The following is a 13,624-nucleotide window of genomic DNA, read 5'->3' on the forward strand; positions in this document are numbered from 1 at the left end:
TCGGACGGGGATCTGCAGGGCGGACCCGCGTCTGGCGGCCTCCCGCGGGGCGGACCCGCGTCTGGCGAACACCCAGCCGGCGGGCACGCGCCGGCAGCGCCCAGTCACGGCTGCTCGGTGTGGCGTCGGCGCGCTCGATCTCCTCAGTCGGCGGCCCGCCAGGCCCGCGTGGTTTGGGGTTGAGACGGCCGCCAGGCGCGCCACCGGACGCGCGTCTCCAGCCCAGCTTCCTGACCTGCACGTTTCCCGCGCCGGAACTGTCGGCGAACACACCGTCCCGGGTGGTGCGGACCCGTTCGGCCCAGGTAGGAAGATGTACTGGTGACCGTCAGCCCGTTTGAGATCGCTGAGGCGCTCGGGCTGAACAGGCCGACCCCCGAGCAGGCCGAGGTGATCGCCGCACCCGCGCGCCCCGCGCTGGTCGTCGCGGGCGCCGGTGCCGGCAAGACCGAGACCATGGCCGCACGTGTCGTGTGGCTGGTGGCGAACGGCCTCGTGCTGCCCGACCACGTGCTCGGCCTGACGTTCACGCGCAAGGCCGCGCGTCAGCTCGCGGACCGCGTGCGGGCGAGGCTGCGCAGGCTCGCGGGGTCGTCCCTGCTGGACGAGCTCGACCCCAGCGGTGAGCGCAAGATGGCCGTGCTGACCGGGGAGCCCGTGGTGCTGACGTACCACGCCTACGCGGGGCGCCTGGTGACCGAGCACGGGCTGCGGTTGCCGGTGGAGCCCGGCGTGCGGTTGCTGACGCAGACGGCGTCGTGGCAGCTCGCGCACCGGGTGGTGTCGACGTGGGCGAAGGACCTGGACACCGACAAGGTGCCGGCGACGGTCACCGGGTACCTGCTGTCGCTGGCCGGTGAGCTGGGCGAGCACCTGGTGACGCCCGAACAGCTGGAGGCGCACGCGCTCGAGTTCTGCGCGTTGGTCGAGAACGCTCCGCGCGCGCCCCGGCAGCGGGACGCGTTGCCGGAGAAGTTGAAGGAAATCGTTGCGGCGCAACGGCTGCGGATCGCGATGCTGCCGTTGCTCGATGCGTACCAGCAGCGCAAGCGCAAGGAGGCGGCGCTGGACTTCGCGGACCAGATGTCGCTGGCCGCGCAGCTCGCCGCGTTCGACGAGGTGTCCGCCGGGGAACGTGAGCGGTACGGCGCCGTCCTGCTCGACGAGTACCAGGACACGGGGCACGCGCAACGCGTGCTGCTGCGGTCGTTGTTCGGTGAGGGCACGCCGATGCCGGTGACGTCGGTGGGCGACCCGGCGCAGGCCATCTACGGCTGGCGCGGGGCGTCGGCCGCGAACCTGCCTCGCTTCGTCGACGACTTCCCGCCGGCGACGAAGTTCGGGCTGCTGACCAGCTTCCGCAACCCGCCCGAGGTCCTCGAGCTCGCGAACGCCGTGTCGTTGCCGTTGCGCGAGGCAGGTCTCGACGTCGAGGAGCTGCGTGCCAGGCCAGGGGCGGGACCGGGTGACGTCCGGCTCGCGCTGCACACCGACATCCGCGCCGAGCTCGACTGGATGGCGGACAACTTCGCGGCGCAGTGGGAAGCGCACCTCGACACCGAGGGGGTGCCGCCGACGGCGGCCGTGCTGGTGCGCCGCCGTTCGGACATGGCCGCCATCGCCGCGGCCCTGCGTGAGCGCGGCCTGCCGGTCGAGGTCGTCGGTCTCGGCGGCCTGCTCAACGAACCCGAGGTGCGCGACCTGGTGTCGGCGCTGCGGGTTCTGGTGGACCCGCTGGCGGGCACGGCCGCGGCCCGTCTGCTGACCGGCTCGCGCTGGCGCCTCGCCGCAGTGGACCTGGCCGCGCTGTGGTCGCGGGCGCGCGAACTGGCGGGCGTCGCGCCACGACAGTCCGTCGTGGACGATCCGCTGATGGTCCTCGCGGACGCGCTGCCCGGCGAACACGCCGAACAGGCGGGCCTCGCCGACGCACTGGACGACCCCGGCGACCCCGACTCGTACTCCCAGGACGGCTACCGGCGGATCCGGCGGCTCGGCGGCGAGCTCGCGGCGTTGCGGCGCAGGCTCGACCAGCCGCTGTCCGAACTGGTCGCCGACGTCGAACGCACGCTGCTGCTCGACATCGAGTCGATGTCCCGGCCCGGCATGGTCGGCAGGGCACACCTCGACGCCTTCTCCGACGTCGTGACGGACTTCGCCGCGGCCTCCCCGTCCGCGACGCTCCCGTCGTTGCTCGACTACCTCTACACGGCCGAGCACGCCGAGGACGGTCTCGAACCCGGCGAGGTCGAGGTCTCCGAGGACCGGGTGCAGATCCTCACCGTCCACTCGGCGAAGGGCCTGGAGTGGCGGATCGTCGCGCTGCCGCACCTGGTCCGCGACGTGTTCCCGGGGCGCAAGAAGTCCTCGTGCTGGCTCAAGAACGTCACCGACCTCCCCGCCTCCCTGCGCGGCGACTCGGCCGACCTGCCGACGCTGAAGCTGTCCGCCGGCTACAACCGCAAGGAGGTCGACGAGGCCCTGACCATCCACGCCGAGGAGTTCGAGGAGCGTCGGCTGGTCGAGGAACGCCGCCTCTTCTACGTGGGCGTGACCCGGGCCGAGCACAGCCTGCTGATGTCGGGCCACTGGTGGGCCGAGGCCGGCGACAAGCCGAAGGGCCCGTCCGTCTTCCTGCAGGAGATGCACGAGGTCCTGCAACGGGAGGACGCGCCGGGGGACATCTCCGCCTGGGCCCCGGAACCCGACGCGGACGCCCCGAACCCGCTGGCCGAGGACGTGAAGTCCTCGGTCTGGCCGTCGGACCCCCTCGGCAAGCGCCGTGACGCCGTGGTCGAGGGCGCCGAGATGGTCCTCGCCGCCCTGGACACCCTGCGCAACACGCCGCCGGAGCCGCTGGCCCTGATCTTCGACGAACCCGAGCCCGAACTGCTCGACGAGGACTACCCGCCCCCGGACGACGAGCCCCCGGACGACGACTTCCCGCCGGAGCCGGAGCCGCTGCCGGACGACGTGGTCCCGGACGACCCCGAGATGCCGGAGGACGGCGACCCGGAAGGCTGGGCGCGCGACGTCGACGTGCTGCTGGCCGAACGGGCGGCGTCCCAGAACCGCCGTGAGCAGGTGGTCCTCCCGGACCACCTCTCGGTCTCACAGCTGGTGGAACTGGCCAAGGACCCGGACCAGCTGGCACGGCGCCTGCGCCGCCCGCTCCCGTTCCCGCCGAACCCGCTCGCCAGGAGGGGCACGGCCTTCCACACGTGGCTCGAGAACCGCTTCGGCGCCACCCGCCTGCTCGACCTCGACGACCTCCCGGGCGCGGGCGACGCCGACGCCTCCCCGGACTCCGATCTGGAGAGGCTGAAGGAGTCGTTCCTCGCCAGCACCTGGGCCGACCGCACCCCGCACGACGTGGAGGTGCCGTTCGAGGCGGAGTTCGACGGGATCTCGGTCCGCGGCCGCATGGACGCCGTGTACCGCGACGCCGACGGCTGGACCGTGGTCGACTGGAAGACCGGCGCGGTGCCCGACGCCGAGGCTCTACCCGCACTCTCGGTGCAGCTCGCGGCCTACCGGCTGGCTTGGGCGGCCCTGGTGGGCGCGCCGCTGGAGACGGTGCGGGCGGCGTTCCACTACGTGCGGCACGACCACACGGTGCGGCCGGCGGACCTGCTGGAGGAGCAGGGCCTGAAGGACCTGATCCGGTCCGTGGAGTCCTAGGACACGCCTTAGCCCTGAGAGCTGCTGCTCGCCGGCGCGTGCGAGGCCTTCAACACCCGCTCGTAGAGCACCTCGAGCAGCCAACGCCCGAACAGCGACGGCCCGAACTCCGGCGAGCGGTCCTCCGGCGGCACCATGAGGTCGACGGTGGTGTCGTCGCCGACCACCACACCGATGCCGTAGTAGTCGAGCTCGATGAACGACCAGGCCTGGGACTCATCGGTGCGGGGGAGCATCACCGCGCACGGGGCCAGGGTCAGGAGGGTGCCGCACGACTGGAGGGCCCGGTCCGTCGTGGACTCGCTCACCAGGACGCCCACGAGTTCCACGGCGGCGACGGGGAGGCGGTCGTGGGCCTCGGGCTCGAACCAGGAGCGGAACCACGAGGGGTCGGCCCGAGGGGGCCAGCCGTTCTGGGTTCTCCACTCGTGCACGTCGGGCAGCAAACGCACGACCGCGGACACCTGCTGGCCCAGGACGGCGACGTCGGGAACGACGGCACCTTCCCAGCCGAGTGCGGTTGCGGCGCGCTCGAGAAGCGTTTGCACAGGGCGCATCCTAAGGTTCCTCGCGCAGAAAATGACAGCGTTTGCGGGATACTTGGTTAAGGATTACCCAGGGTGGTCATGGGGCTGCTTTCGCCACTTTCCACGCCCATGCGACGAGCGGGATCTGCAGTGGCAGGCGGCCGTACGCGATGGCACGGGCTTTGGGGGATTTGTCCCGGAAATCCAGAGCCATTTTCACGTTCGCCGGGAACACGGCCACGAACAGCGCGACCGCGGCGAAAGCGCCGAGGCGGCGGGTTCGAGGTGCGGCGACGGCTGCGGCGACGGCCAGTTCGGCCGCCCCGGACACGTACGTCCACTGCCTCGGGGTGCCGGGCAGCGCGCGCGGGACGATCGCGTCGTAGTACTTCGGCCTGGTGAAGTGGGTCGCTCCGGCCAGGCCCAGCAGTGCGGCGAGCGCCAGCGCCGACCGCGCTCGGGAACGGGTTGGTTCCATGGCGTCACCCTGTCATGCCTACGCCGCGTAGGCGAGACGGGACTGCCCTAGTCTCCACGAGCGTGGCAGGTGATTCTCGTCATTCCGACCGTGCTGAACGCGCCGCTGTCGCCGCGCTGGCCGACTCCTTCGTGGCCGGGCTCTGCGACTGGATCAGGATCCCGGGCATCGGGGTCGACCCCGCCCACCGCGGTGACGTGCGCAGATCCGCTGAATGGCTGGCGGACGAGCTCCGGCGCGACGGCTGGCCGCAGGTCGAGATCTGGGACGACGGACCAGCGCTCCCGGCGGTGTTCGCGTGCTGGCCGGCGAACGATCCGGACGCCCCCACGGTGGTCGTCTACGGGCACCACGACGTGCAGCCGGTCGATCCGCTCGACCGCTGGGAGCACCCGCCGTTCGAGCCCGTGATCAGCGAGGACGAGATCCGGGGCCGGGGTGCGAGCGACGACAAGGGGCAGGTCGCGATGCACCTGCTCGCGGTCAAGGCACACCTGGCCGCCACGAATCAGAACGCTCCGAGCGTCACGCTGAAGCTCTTCGTCGAGGGCGAGGAGGAATCGGGATCACCGCACCTGCGAAAGCTCCTCGATGATCACGAGAATCAGCTCGCCTGTGATCTTGTGGTGTTCACCGACACGGCATTGCACGAACGCGACGCACCGACGGTCAACACCGGGCAGCGCGGTGTTCTCGGTGCCGAGATCACGTTCGACGGCGGAACCGACGACGTCCATTCCGGACGTGCGGGCGGCGCCATTCCGAACCCCGCGACGGCTCTCGCGAAACTGGTCGCCGCGCTGCACGACGATGATCACCGAATCCGGCTCGAAGGCTTCTACGACGACGTCCGGGAGCCGTCCGCGCAGGAACGCGAGGACTACGCCGCCCTGCCGTTCGACGAGCAGGACTGGCTGAAGCGCAACGGGGGTGGCGCCCAGGTCACCCTGGGCGAGCCCGGTTACTCCACGTTCGAACGGCTCTGGGTGCGCCCCACCGCCGAGGTCAACGGGATCAGCGCCGGCTACACCGGCCCCGGCTTCAAGACGATCATCCCGGCGCGGGCCGTCGCGAAGATCAGCTTCCGGCTCGTCCCCGACCAGCACCCCGACAAGGTCAAGCTCCAGTTGGAGCGGTTCGTCGCCGAGCACACCCCGGACGGCATCACGGCGAGCGTCGCCATCAGGGGCGAGGGCGTGCCGCCGTACGCGATCAGTCCGGACGACCCGGCCAACGCCGCCGTCCACGAGGCCATGAAGCTCGCCTTCGACCAGCACGTCCGGTTCGCCAGGGCCGGCGGATCGGGGCCCGCCGCGGTGCTCCAGCAACGGCTGGGGGTGCCCCTCGTCTACCTCGGTGCGACCTTGCCGGATGATCGCGTGCACGCGCCGAACGAGCGCGTAGTGGTGCCGTTGCTCCTCAAAGGCGCGGAGGCGGCCGCTCACCTGTGGCGGATGCTTGCCCAAGCGGAGATCGCGAAGAGGTTGTCCCGATGAGCCTGTCTGATGAAGCGTCGCACTCGCTCGTCGGCGTGGTCAGGATGCCGGACAAGGTGGAGAGCCCTGTCCGCGCGATCCTGAAGCGCGTCGTCGGCGCGATGGCGGCGCTGCTGCTCGCGGTGATGATCGTGTACCTGGACCGTGACGGCTACCGCGACGTGAACGAGGACGGCGTCTCTCTGCTCGACGCCTTCTACTACGCCACGGTGTCTCTCTCGACGACCGGCTACGGCGACATCACGCCCGCGTCGTCGACGGCGCGTCTCGTCAACGTCCTGGTCATCACGCCGTTGCGAGTCCTGTTCCTGATCGTGCTGGTCGGCACGACACTCGAAGTTCTCACCGAGCGCTCCCGTCAGGCGTTGCGCATTCAGAAGTGGAGGCGGGTCGTGCGGGACCACGTTGTGGTCGTCGGGTACGGCACCAAGGGGCGGTCCGCGGTCGCGGCGCTGCTCGGCGACGGTGTCGACCCCGGCTCGATCGTCGTCGTCGACACCGTGCAGGAGTCGCTCGACGCGGCCACCGCCAAGGGGCTCGTCGTCGTGCACGGATCCGGTACGCGCAACGACGTGCTGAGGGTCGCCGGTGCGGCCCGTGCGCGCGCGATCGTCGTGGCGCCGAACCGGGACGACACGGCCGTGCTGGTGACGTTGACGGCCCGTGAACTCGCCCCCAAGGCGCAGATCGTGGCGTCGGTGCGGGAACGGGAGAACGAGCACCTGCTCAAGCAGTCCGGCGCCGACTCGGTGGTCGTGTCGTCCGAGACGGCCGGTCGCCTGCTCGGCATGGCCACCGCGACGCCGTCCGTCGTGGCGATGGTCGAGGACCTGCTCACGCCCGACGCGGGGCTCGCGATCGCCGAACGCGACGTCGAGAAGGGCGAGATCGGCGGCTCACCGCGGCACCTGCCCGACATAGTGCTCGGCGTGGTGCGGAACGGGAAGCTCTACCGGGTCGACGCCCCGGAGGCCGACGCGATCGAGCCCGGCGACCGCCTGCTCTACGTCAAGAAGGTGACTCCGCCCGGAGAAGAGTGAAACGGCGCTGCCCGCGTAGTCCAATGAGGGGCTCCCCAACCACCGGGGAGCCGTGCCCCTCGGAGGACGTGTGGATCCGCTGCTGGTCGTGTTCCTGATCAGCCTCGTCGTGCTGGGCGTGGTCGTGGTGCTCTCGATCGTGTCCACCGGGGAGGAGGACGGGAGGATCCGCTCCGCCACCACGGCGATCCGTTCGCTCGAGCGCCGGGCGGCCACACCGGGGTGGACGAAGGCGTCCGACCAGGACGACATGCCGGCCGGGCGGATGAGCGGCCTGCCCGGGCCGGGGCGGGGCGGCACCGTGGCGGGAGTCCACGAGGGGCGTGCCTTCCGGGTCGCCGTCTTCTCCTCGACGACGTCCGTCGGGCTGACGTCCACCGGTTACTCCCACGTCGAGCGAACCGTCCCGGCGCTCGTGGTGGTGGTGGTGGACGCACCGGAGCTCACCGGAGACCTGCGGATGGACCCGCCGCGACCCGGAACGGCCTACGAGATCTCGGGCGACCTGGCACCGGATGCGGAACGCAGGGTCGTCGCCCAGCTCAAGTCGTACCAGCCACCCGCCGTGGACATCGCCGGCGGTGTCGCCTGCTTCACCTTCACCGACCTGGACCTCGTCGAGCAGATCGACGACGTGGCCGCCATGGCGTGCGACGTGGTCGAGATCCTCGCGAACGCTAAGAAGCCGGCTCCGCCCGCCGTGGAGTAGGCAGCACGGCCGGCGCGCGCAGCGGCGCGTAGCGGAAGAGGAACGCGTAGAAGCCGCCCGCCAGCGCTGCCATGCACAGCAGCAACGCGGTGAGGCGGCGCCCGACCGGGAGTCCGACCGGGACGGCCGCGGCGGACGACACCATCTCGCCGCCGGTGTTCACGATCTCCACGGTCTCGCCCTTGGTGTGACCGCAGCCGTCGAGCTTCGCCTGCTTCTTCTGGCCGTCGGCGTCCCACTCGACCGTGTCCATGCCGGAGCCGCAGGAGCCGCTCTCGACGACCGTCGCCATCACGGGTCTAGGGGGTTCCTCGGCGCCCAACACCTTGGCGGGCAAGAAGAGCGCGAGCGCGACCCCGATCCCGACCAGTCCGACGACCAGCAGGATGAACACCCATCTGTCCGGGCTTCGCGGAACCGCCACACTGCGATGTTCGCAGACGCGGCGGCCCGCGTGGAGCCCAGGTTTACTTCGGCAGCTGGCGCAGCTGCTCGACCTTGATGGTCTTGCCGTCGGTCACCGAACCGGTCACCGCGACGAGGTCGCCGTTCTTCGGCTTCTCGGTCACCGAGGCCAGGTCCAGCGGCGTCTGCAGGCCGTCGACCTGGACCAGCGTGGCGTTGTTGCCGTTGACGTCCTTGACGGTGCCGCGCGCCTGGGCCTTCGCCAGCGCCACGTTCAGCGCCTTGCCGTCCTTCACGCGCACGGTCACGCGCTGGTCGGCCTTGAGACCGGCGAGGTCACCGCCACGCAGCTTCGTGGCACCGTCAGTGGTCAACGACACCTCGCTGCCGTCGTCCTTGGTGATCGTGAGCTTGCCGGACTCGACCGACTTGACCCGCCCGACGACGAGCGTGCTGTCCTTGAGCTTGGCCTTGTCCGGACGTCCCGGCTTGTTCTGGCCGGGACCACCGAGGTGGCGTTCCGCGAACGCCACGTTCGGCGGGCGGTCGGGACCCTCGGCCGCCGTCGCGACCGCGATGCCGCCGACGGTGAGGCCGACGGCCGCGACGATGGCACCGGCCCACGCAGATTTCTTCGACATGCGCCTCAGCGTGCGCGTGCATGCTGAGGACGAGCTGAAGGCGAGTCGCCCGAAGTCCCGATGATCAGCAGAATGGTGAGGTGTCCGCCAGGGTGTTGGTGATCGAGGACGCCGAGGCGATCGGCGCCGCGGTGTCGTCCGCGTTGCGCGAGTCCGGGTACGAGGTGCAGCACCGCCTGGACGGGCGCCAGCTGGAGGCCGACCTCGGCCGCTTCCGCCCCGACCTGGTCGTCCTCGACGTGATGTTGCCCGGCCGCGACGGCTTCCAGCTGCTCGAGGTCATCCGCCGCGCGTCCGGAGCCGGTGTGGTCATGCTGACCGCGCGCGACAGCGTGCCGGACCGGCTGCGCGGCCTCTCCGGCGGTGCCGACGACTACGTGGGCAAGCCGTTCGTGCTGGCAGAGCTCGTGGCACGGGTGTCGGCGGTGCTGCGGCGCCTCGGTCGCACCCCGTCGACCGTGCAGGTCGGCGACCTGGTCGTGGACGCCGACGCCGGTGTCGTCATGCGCGCCGACCAGCCCATCGATCTGACCGCGACCGAACTGCGGCTGCTCGTCTACCTGGCCGCTCAGCGCGGGCGCGTGGTGTCCAAGACGCAGATCCTCACGGCCGTGTGGGGCTACGAGGACTACGACCCGAACCTGGTCGAGGTCCACGTCAGCGCCGTGCGTCGCAAGATCGAGGAACACGGCACACGGCTTGTGCACACCGTTCGTGGCCTTGGGTACGTGCTGCGAGCCGAAGAATGAACCTCCGCACGGTCTCGTTGCGCCGGCGGGTCGCGGTGTCCGTGCTGCTGGTGCTGTTCCTGGTGCTCGTGACGCTGGTCATCTCCGTCGACCGGACGTTCGCCGGGCAGTCCTCCAAGGACGTCGACGGCGTGCTGAACAGCGCCGAGGCGCGTGCCGTGGAGCTGCTGAAGAACGGCAGGCGGCCGGCCGAGGTCGTCGGCGTGCTGACGAAGCGGAACATCCACGTCACCATCGAGCTCCCCAACGGCACCACCGTCGGCAACGCGCCCGAGGAGGGGCAGTTCCAGCGCCAGGTCCGCAACGTCGGCCGCAACAAGATCACCCTCTACGCCGACACCGAGGCGATCTCCCAGGCGCAGCACCGGTTGCGCAAGCTCCTGCTGATCCTCGGACTGGTGGCCATCGGCGTCACCGGACTGCTGATCGTCGTGGTGGTGCGCAGGGCGCTGGCGCCTCTGGACGCCATGACGTCGCTGGCCCAGGCCATCGCGGCCGGGCACCGCGGCGGGCGGCTCAACCCGTCCAGGACGGACACCGAGCTGGGACGGACCGCGGCCGCGTTCGACGGCATGCTCGACTCGCTGGAGGGCTCCGAGCAACGCACCCGGCGGTTCGTCGCGGACGCCGCGCACGAGCTGCGGACGCCGATCACGGGCGTGCAGGCCGTGGCCGAGGCGCTCGTGCAGGCCCCCGTCGACTCACCTGACCGCGACCAGATGTCGTTCCTACTGGTCAGGGAGGCTCGCCGGGCCGGGCGGCTGGTCGACGACCTGCTCGCGCTCGCCCAGCTCGACGCGGGGTACGAGATGCAGCGCGAGTCGGTTGACCTGCTGGGCCTCGCCGAGGCGGAGGTCGCGCGGACCAGGTTCGTGGCGCCGGACTTCGACATCACCGCCGAGGGCGTCCCGGCCGCCGTGGTCGGGGACGGGCAACGGCTCGCGCAGGTGCTGGCGAACCTCGTCGACAACGCCCGCCAGGCGACCGGGCCGTCGGGGACCGTGCGGATCCGGGTCGACCTGACGGGGTTCACCGTGTCCGACAACGGGCCGGGCGTGCCCGAGGCCGAACGGGAGCGGATCTTCGACCGGCTGGTGCGGCTCGACGACGCCCGCGACCGGCGTTCCGGCGGGTCCGGACTGGGGCTGGCCATCGCGCGCGGCGTGGTCCGCGCGCACGGGGGAGACCTGACGTGCGAGCCGTCCGAGCAGCAGGGAGCCGTGTTCCGGGTGAGGCTGCCCGCGGTGAATCCGGTCGCCCAGCCGAGCCACGTCTGATTCCATCGGTGCGTGGACGCGTACGTGGTGGTGCAGTGGGTGAAGACCGAGTGGACCAAGCAGTCCCGCGGTGAGCCCGGAGCGACCCGCCGCAACGCCGTGCCGGCCGGGTTCGCGTTGCCGCACCTGAGGCCCGCCGTGCACGAGGTCCGGCTGCTCGAGTGGGAGGACTTCGCACCCGTGTGGTCGAAGGAGAGCAGCGAGATCGACCGGATCGCGCTCACCCTCCGCGAGGACGACGACGTGTTGTCCGTGCAGCTGCAGGACACCATGTACGCCTCGCCGCGGCGGTCGAACAGGCCCTCTCCGGTGCGGCTCCAGCGCGGCGAGTGGGTGCGCTGGCAGCTGAACCACCGGTGGGCCAGGCCTCGGGACGGCGGGTGGAACTACCTGCTGACCACGCTGAACCTGGCGTACGGCTCACCGCGTGACGCGAAGGTGTTCCTGGGGACGCCCACGCGTCACGTCGACGAGCGGACGCACCTCCGTTAGGAGACCTGGGCCGCGGGGGCCGAGAAGGTGTTGCAGGCGTCCGTCGAGTTCGCCTTGAAGCCCGCGCCCGCCCACTGCGCCTGGTTCTTCGCGGAACCGTGCGCGTTGTCCTCGGGCTTCTCCTCGATCGCGAACCGGAAGTCCTCCTGCGCCTGCCGCGCGAGGCCCGCGGTCAGCGAACCCCGGCCGGCCGCCGCGCTCAGGAACATGCCCGCGAAGCAGTTGGCCTGCAGTTCGATCCGGCGGGACATCTCCAGGCCCGCCGGGGTCTTCTCGCCCGCGTCGGTGATCTTCAGGTCGGCCGCGCGCAGCAGGCCCGTCAGCACCTGCACGTGGTGGCCGTACTCGTGCGACAGCGTGGCCAGGTGGGTCGCCGGGGTGTCACCGCCGCCGTTGTCGCGCAGGCGGGCCGTCGGCATGTAGATCGTGCGGTTGCGGCCGCAGTAGTACGCCACCGCGTGGTCGGACTCCGGGGCCGCGCCGCACGGACCGTCCCGCAGCACCGGCGAGGCGTCGAGGGCCGGCCGGTCGAACGGCAGGTTCGCGCCCGCCAGCACCGGGCCCCAGGCGGCGTCCAGGCACTCGACGCCCGCCGCGTAGTAGGCGGCCAGCTGGGCGTCCGCCGTGCCGAACGGCGGCAACGAGCACGTCACCGGGGTCAGCGAGACCGGCTTCACCAGGATCGGGTGGTCGGCCAGCCGGAACACGGCGCGCGGCCGGATCGGCGCCGACGGCTCGGTCTGCGGGGTCGACGCCGGGCGCGAACCGGCCAGGGCGTGGCCGGTGACCACTCTGGGACGGCTCAGTTGACCGATCCCGAGGACGAACGCGACCACCAGCACGAACACTCCCGCGAGCAGGACCGGGTTGTTCTTGGCTGGTTGGGTCACGTTCTCCCCTTCCTAGGAGACGGAGCCTGGGTCCGCTGCCCAGGTGTTGCACTCGGACGCCTTGTTCGACTTGTAACCGCGGTCCACCCAGCTCGCGTTGTTCTGCGGTGTGCCGTGGTCCTTCGTCGGGTAGATGTCGTAGTCACCCCGGTTGCCCGCGTCGGTCAGGGCCACCCGGATCACCTCGATCGGAATCGCGCCGTGCGACAACGGGGCCAGCGACATGCCTCCGAAGCACGTCGCCTGCAGCTCCATCCGGCGGTTCAGGTCGAGGCCCTTCGGAGTATCCCACCCTCCCGCGTCGTACTGCGCGCGGTCCGAGGCTTTGAGCATCCCGGTGAGCCATTGGAGGTGGTGGCCGTACTCGTGGGCGAGCTGGCCCAGGTACTTGCCGGGGTGGTTCGGGTTGTTCGGGTTGCGCTCGGCGGCGTAGGCGTTCGCCGTCCAGTAGATGCCGCCCTGGCAGTACCGCGCCGTCTGGTCCGGGCGGACCGTGCCGCACGGGTACTGCGCCGTCTCCGTGATGACGTGCAGCTCGACGGGCTGGTACGGCAGGTTCGCGGCCTGCAGCGCCGGCTTCCACATGTTCTCGATGCACGGCAGCGCGGCGCGCAGGAAGCGGTCCTGGCCCGCCGGCGAGTAGTCCATCGGCGGGAGCGCACAGCCCGGGAGCGAGTTCGCGCCGAAGCCCGGCTTGAGGAACGGGTGGTCGGCGAGCGCGTAGACGGCCTTCGGGCCCGCCGGGGTCGCCGGCGCGGACGGGGTGCGCGACGCGGAGGGACGCGGCGCGCTCGTCGTCGCCGCGGGCTCCCCCGTCGTGGTCGGGACGGTGAACGTCGGGCTGTACGTCGTGTAGTTCGAGTAGCCCGAGTCCTTCACCTTGTTGTTCAGGGTCGCCGCGAAGACGCCGACCGCTCCGAGGCCGAGGATCACGACACCGCCCAGGATCAGGGCGATCATCGGGCCGTTGCCCCTGCGGGGCGGCGGCATCGGCGGGTAGTGGCCGTAGCCGGGCGGAGGCGGGCCCCACGACGGCTGCGGTGGCGGCATGACCGGCCTGGGAGGCGGCGGGCCGTAATACCCCGGCGGTGGGCCCTGCGGGGGCGCGCCGTAGGGAGGAGGCGGGCCCTGGGGCGGACGCTGCCCGAGCGGTGCGGGCATCGGTGGCGGGCCGACCGGACGCGGCGGCGGCCAGTTGCCCGGTGGCGGTGGTTGCGTCATCGCCGGAGGTCCCCCCAA

General features: G+C 71.3%; 13 protein-coding genes. 7 read left to right on the plus strand and 6 right to left on the minus strand.

Annotated elements, in window-relative coordinates; all coding sequences use genetic code 11:
• Positions 1-321: 321 nt before the first annotated feature.
• Positions 322-3,681 (plus strand): ATP-dependent helicase, encoded by a 3,360-nt coding sequence (locus IEY88_RS39335; RefSeq protein ID WP_229694181.1) that lies wholly within the window; start codon positions 322-324, stop codon positions 3,679-3,681.
• Between the two features lie 8 nt (positions 3,682-3,689).
• Here IEY88_RS39335 and IEY88_RS39340 read toward each other — a convergent pair whose 3' ends face one another.
• Both IEY88_RS39340 and IEY88_RS39345 read right to left on the minus strand, forming a co-directional pair.
• Positions 3,690-4,229 (minus strand): hypothetical protein, encoded by a 540-nt coding sequence (locus IEY88_RS39340; protein WP_189160015.1) that lies wholly within the window; start codon positions 4,227-4,229, stop codon positions 3,690-3,692.
• Between the two features lie 76 nt (positions 4,230-4,305).
• On the minus strand, positions 4,306-4,686 hold the full coding sequence (locus tag IEY88_RS39345; RefSeq protein ID WP_189160016.1) for a DoxX-related protein: 381 nt from the start codon (positions 4,684-4,686) through the stop codon (positions 4,306-4,308).
• Positions 4,687-4,748: 62 nt separating this feature from the next.
• Here IEY88_RS39345 and IEY88_RS39350 point away from each other — a divergent pair, with 62 nt between their 5' ends.
• From IEY88_RS39350 to IEY88_RS39360, 3 genes are all read left to right on the plus strand, one after another.
• The gene (locus IEY88_RS39350; protein WP_229694182.1) at positions 4,749-6,182 is read left to right on the plus strand and encodes a M20/M25/M40 family metallo-hydrolase; all 1,434 of its coding nucleotides are present in this window, start codon (positions 4,749-4,751) and stop codon (positions 6,180-6,182) included.
• Positions 6,179-7,222, plus strand: coding sequence for a potassium channel family protein (locus IEY88_RS39355; protein ID WP_189160018.1), 1,044 nt, complete (start codon positions 6,179-6,181; stop codon positions 7,220-7,222). Before IEY88_RS39350 ends, IEY88_RS39355 begins: the two co-directional genes overlap by 4 nt.
• Before the next feature lie 70 nt (positions 7,223-7,292).
• A complete protein-coding gene (locus tag IEY88_RS39360) occupies positions 7,293-7,931 on the plus strand; it encodes a hypothetical protein (RefSeq protein ID WP_189160019.1) in 639 nt (212 codons plus the stop codon).
• On the opposite strand, the gene IEY88_RS39365 is transcribed toward IEY88_RS39360, so the two are convergent.
• Together IEY88_RS39365 and IEY88_RS39370 are read right to left on the minus strand one after the other, a co-directional pair.
• Entirely contained in the window at positions 7,900-8,355 is a 456-nt protein-coding gene (locus IEY88_RS39365; protein ID WP_189160020.1) for a hypothetical protein, read from the minus strand. The two genes, IEY88_RS39360 and IEY88_RS39365, sit on opposite strands and share 32 nt — an antisense overlap.
• A 43-nt stretch (positions 8,356-8,398) precedes the next feature.
• Complete coding sequence (locus IEY88_RS39370) at positions 8,399-8,977, minus strand: single stranded DNA-binding domain-containing protein (protein ID WP_189160021.1); 579 nt, start codon at positions 8,975-8,977, stop codon at positions 8,399-8,401.
• Positions 8,978-9,057: 80 nt separating this feature from the next.
• Here IEY88_RS39370 and IEY88_RS39375 point away from each other — a divergent pair, with 80 nt between their 5' ends.
• From IEY88_RS39375 to IEY88_RS39385, 3 genes are read left to right on the plus strand one after another with little or no spacing between them, the layout of a single operon-like run.
• The gene (locus IEY88_RS39375; protein ID WP_189160022.1) at positions 9,058-9,726 is read left to right on the plus strand and encodes a response regulator transcription factor; all 669 of its coding nucleotides are present in this window, start codon (positions 9,058-9,060) and stop codon (positions 9,724-9,726) included.
• The gene (locus IEY88_RS39380; protein ID WP_189160023.1) at positions 9,723-11,003 is read left to right on the plus strand and encodes a sensor histidine kinase; all 1,281 of its coding nucleotides are present in this window, start codon (positions 9,723-9,725) and stop codon (positions 11,001-11,003) included. Before IEY88_RS39375 ends, IEY88_RS39380 begins: the two co-directional genes overlap by 4 nt.
• Before the next feature lie 12 nt (positions 11,004-11,015).
• Positions 11,016-11,495, plus strand: coding sequence for a hypothetical protein (locus IEY88_RS39385; protein WP_189160024.1), 480 nt, complete (start codon positions 11,016-11,018; stop codon positions 11,493-11,495).
• On the opposite strand, the gene IEY88_RS39390 is transcribed toward IEY88_RS39385, so the two are convergent.
• Complete coding sequence (locus tag IEY88_RS39390; protein ID WP_189160025.1) at positions 11,492-12,385, minus strand: neutral zinc metallopeptidase; 894 nt, start codon at positions 12,383-12,385, stop codon at positions 11,492-11,494. The genes IEY88_RS39385 and IEY88_RS39390 overlap by 4 nt on opposite strands.
• Positions 12,386-12,397: 12 nt before the next feature.
• Positions 12,398-13,606, minus strand: coding sequence for a neutral zinc metallopeptidase (locus IEY88_RS39395; protein ID WP_268241288.1), 1,209 nt, complete (start codon positions 13,604-13,606; stop codon positions 12,398-12,400).
• Between the last annotated feature and the right edge of the window lie 18 nt (positions 13,607-13,624).

The sequence above is a fragment of the Lentzea pudingi genome (assembly GCF_014646255.1).
In the GTDB taxonomy this organism is placed as follows: Bacteria; Actinomycetota; Actinomycetes; order Mycobacteriales; family Pseudonocardiaceae; genus Lentzea; species Lentzea pudingi.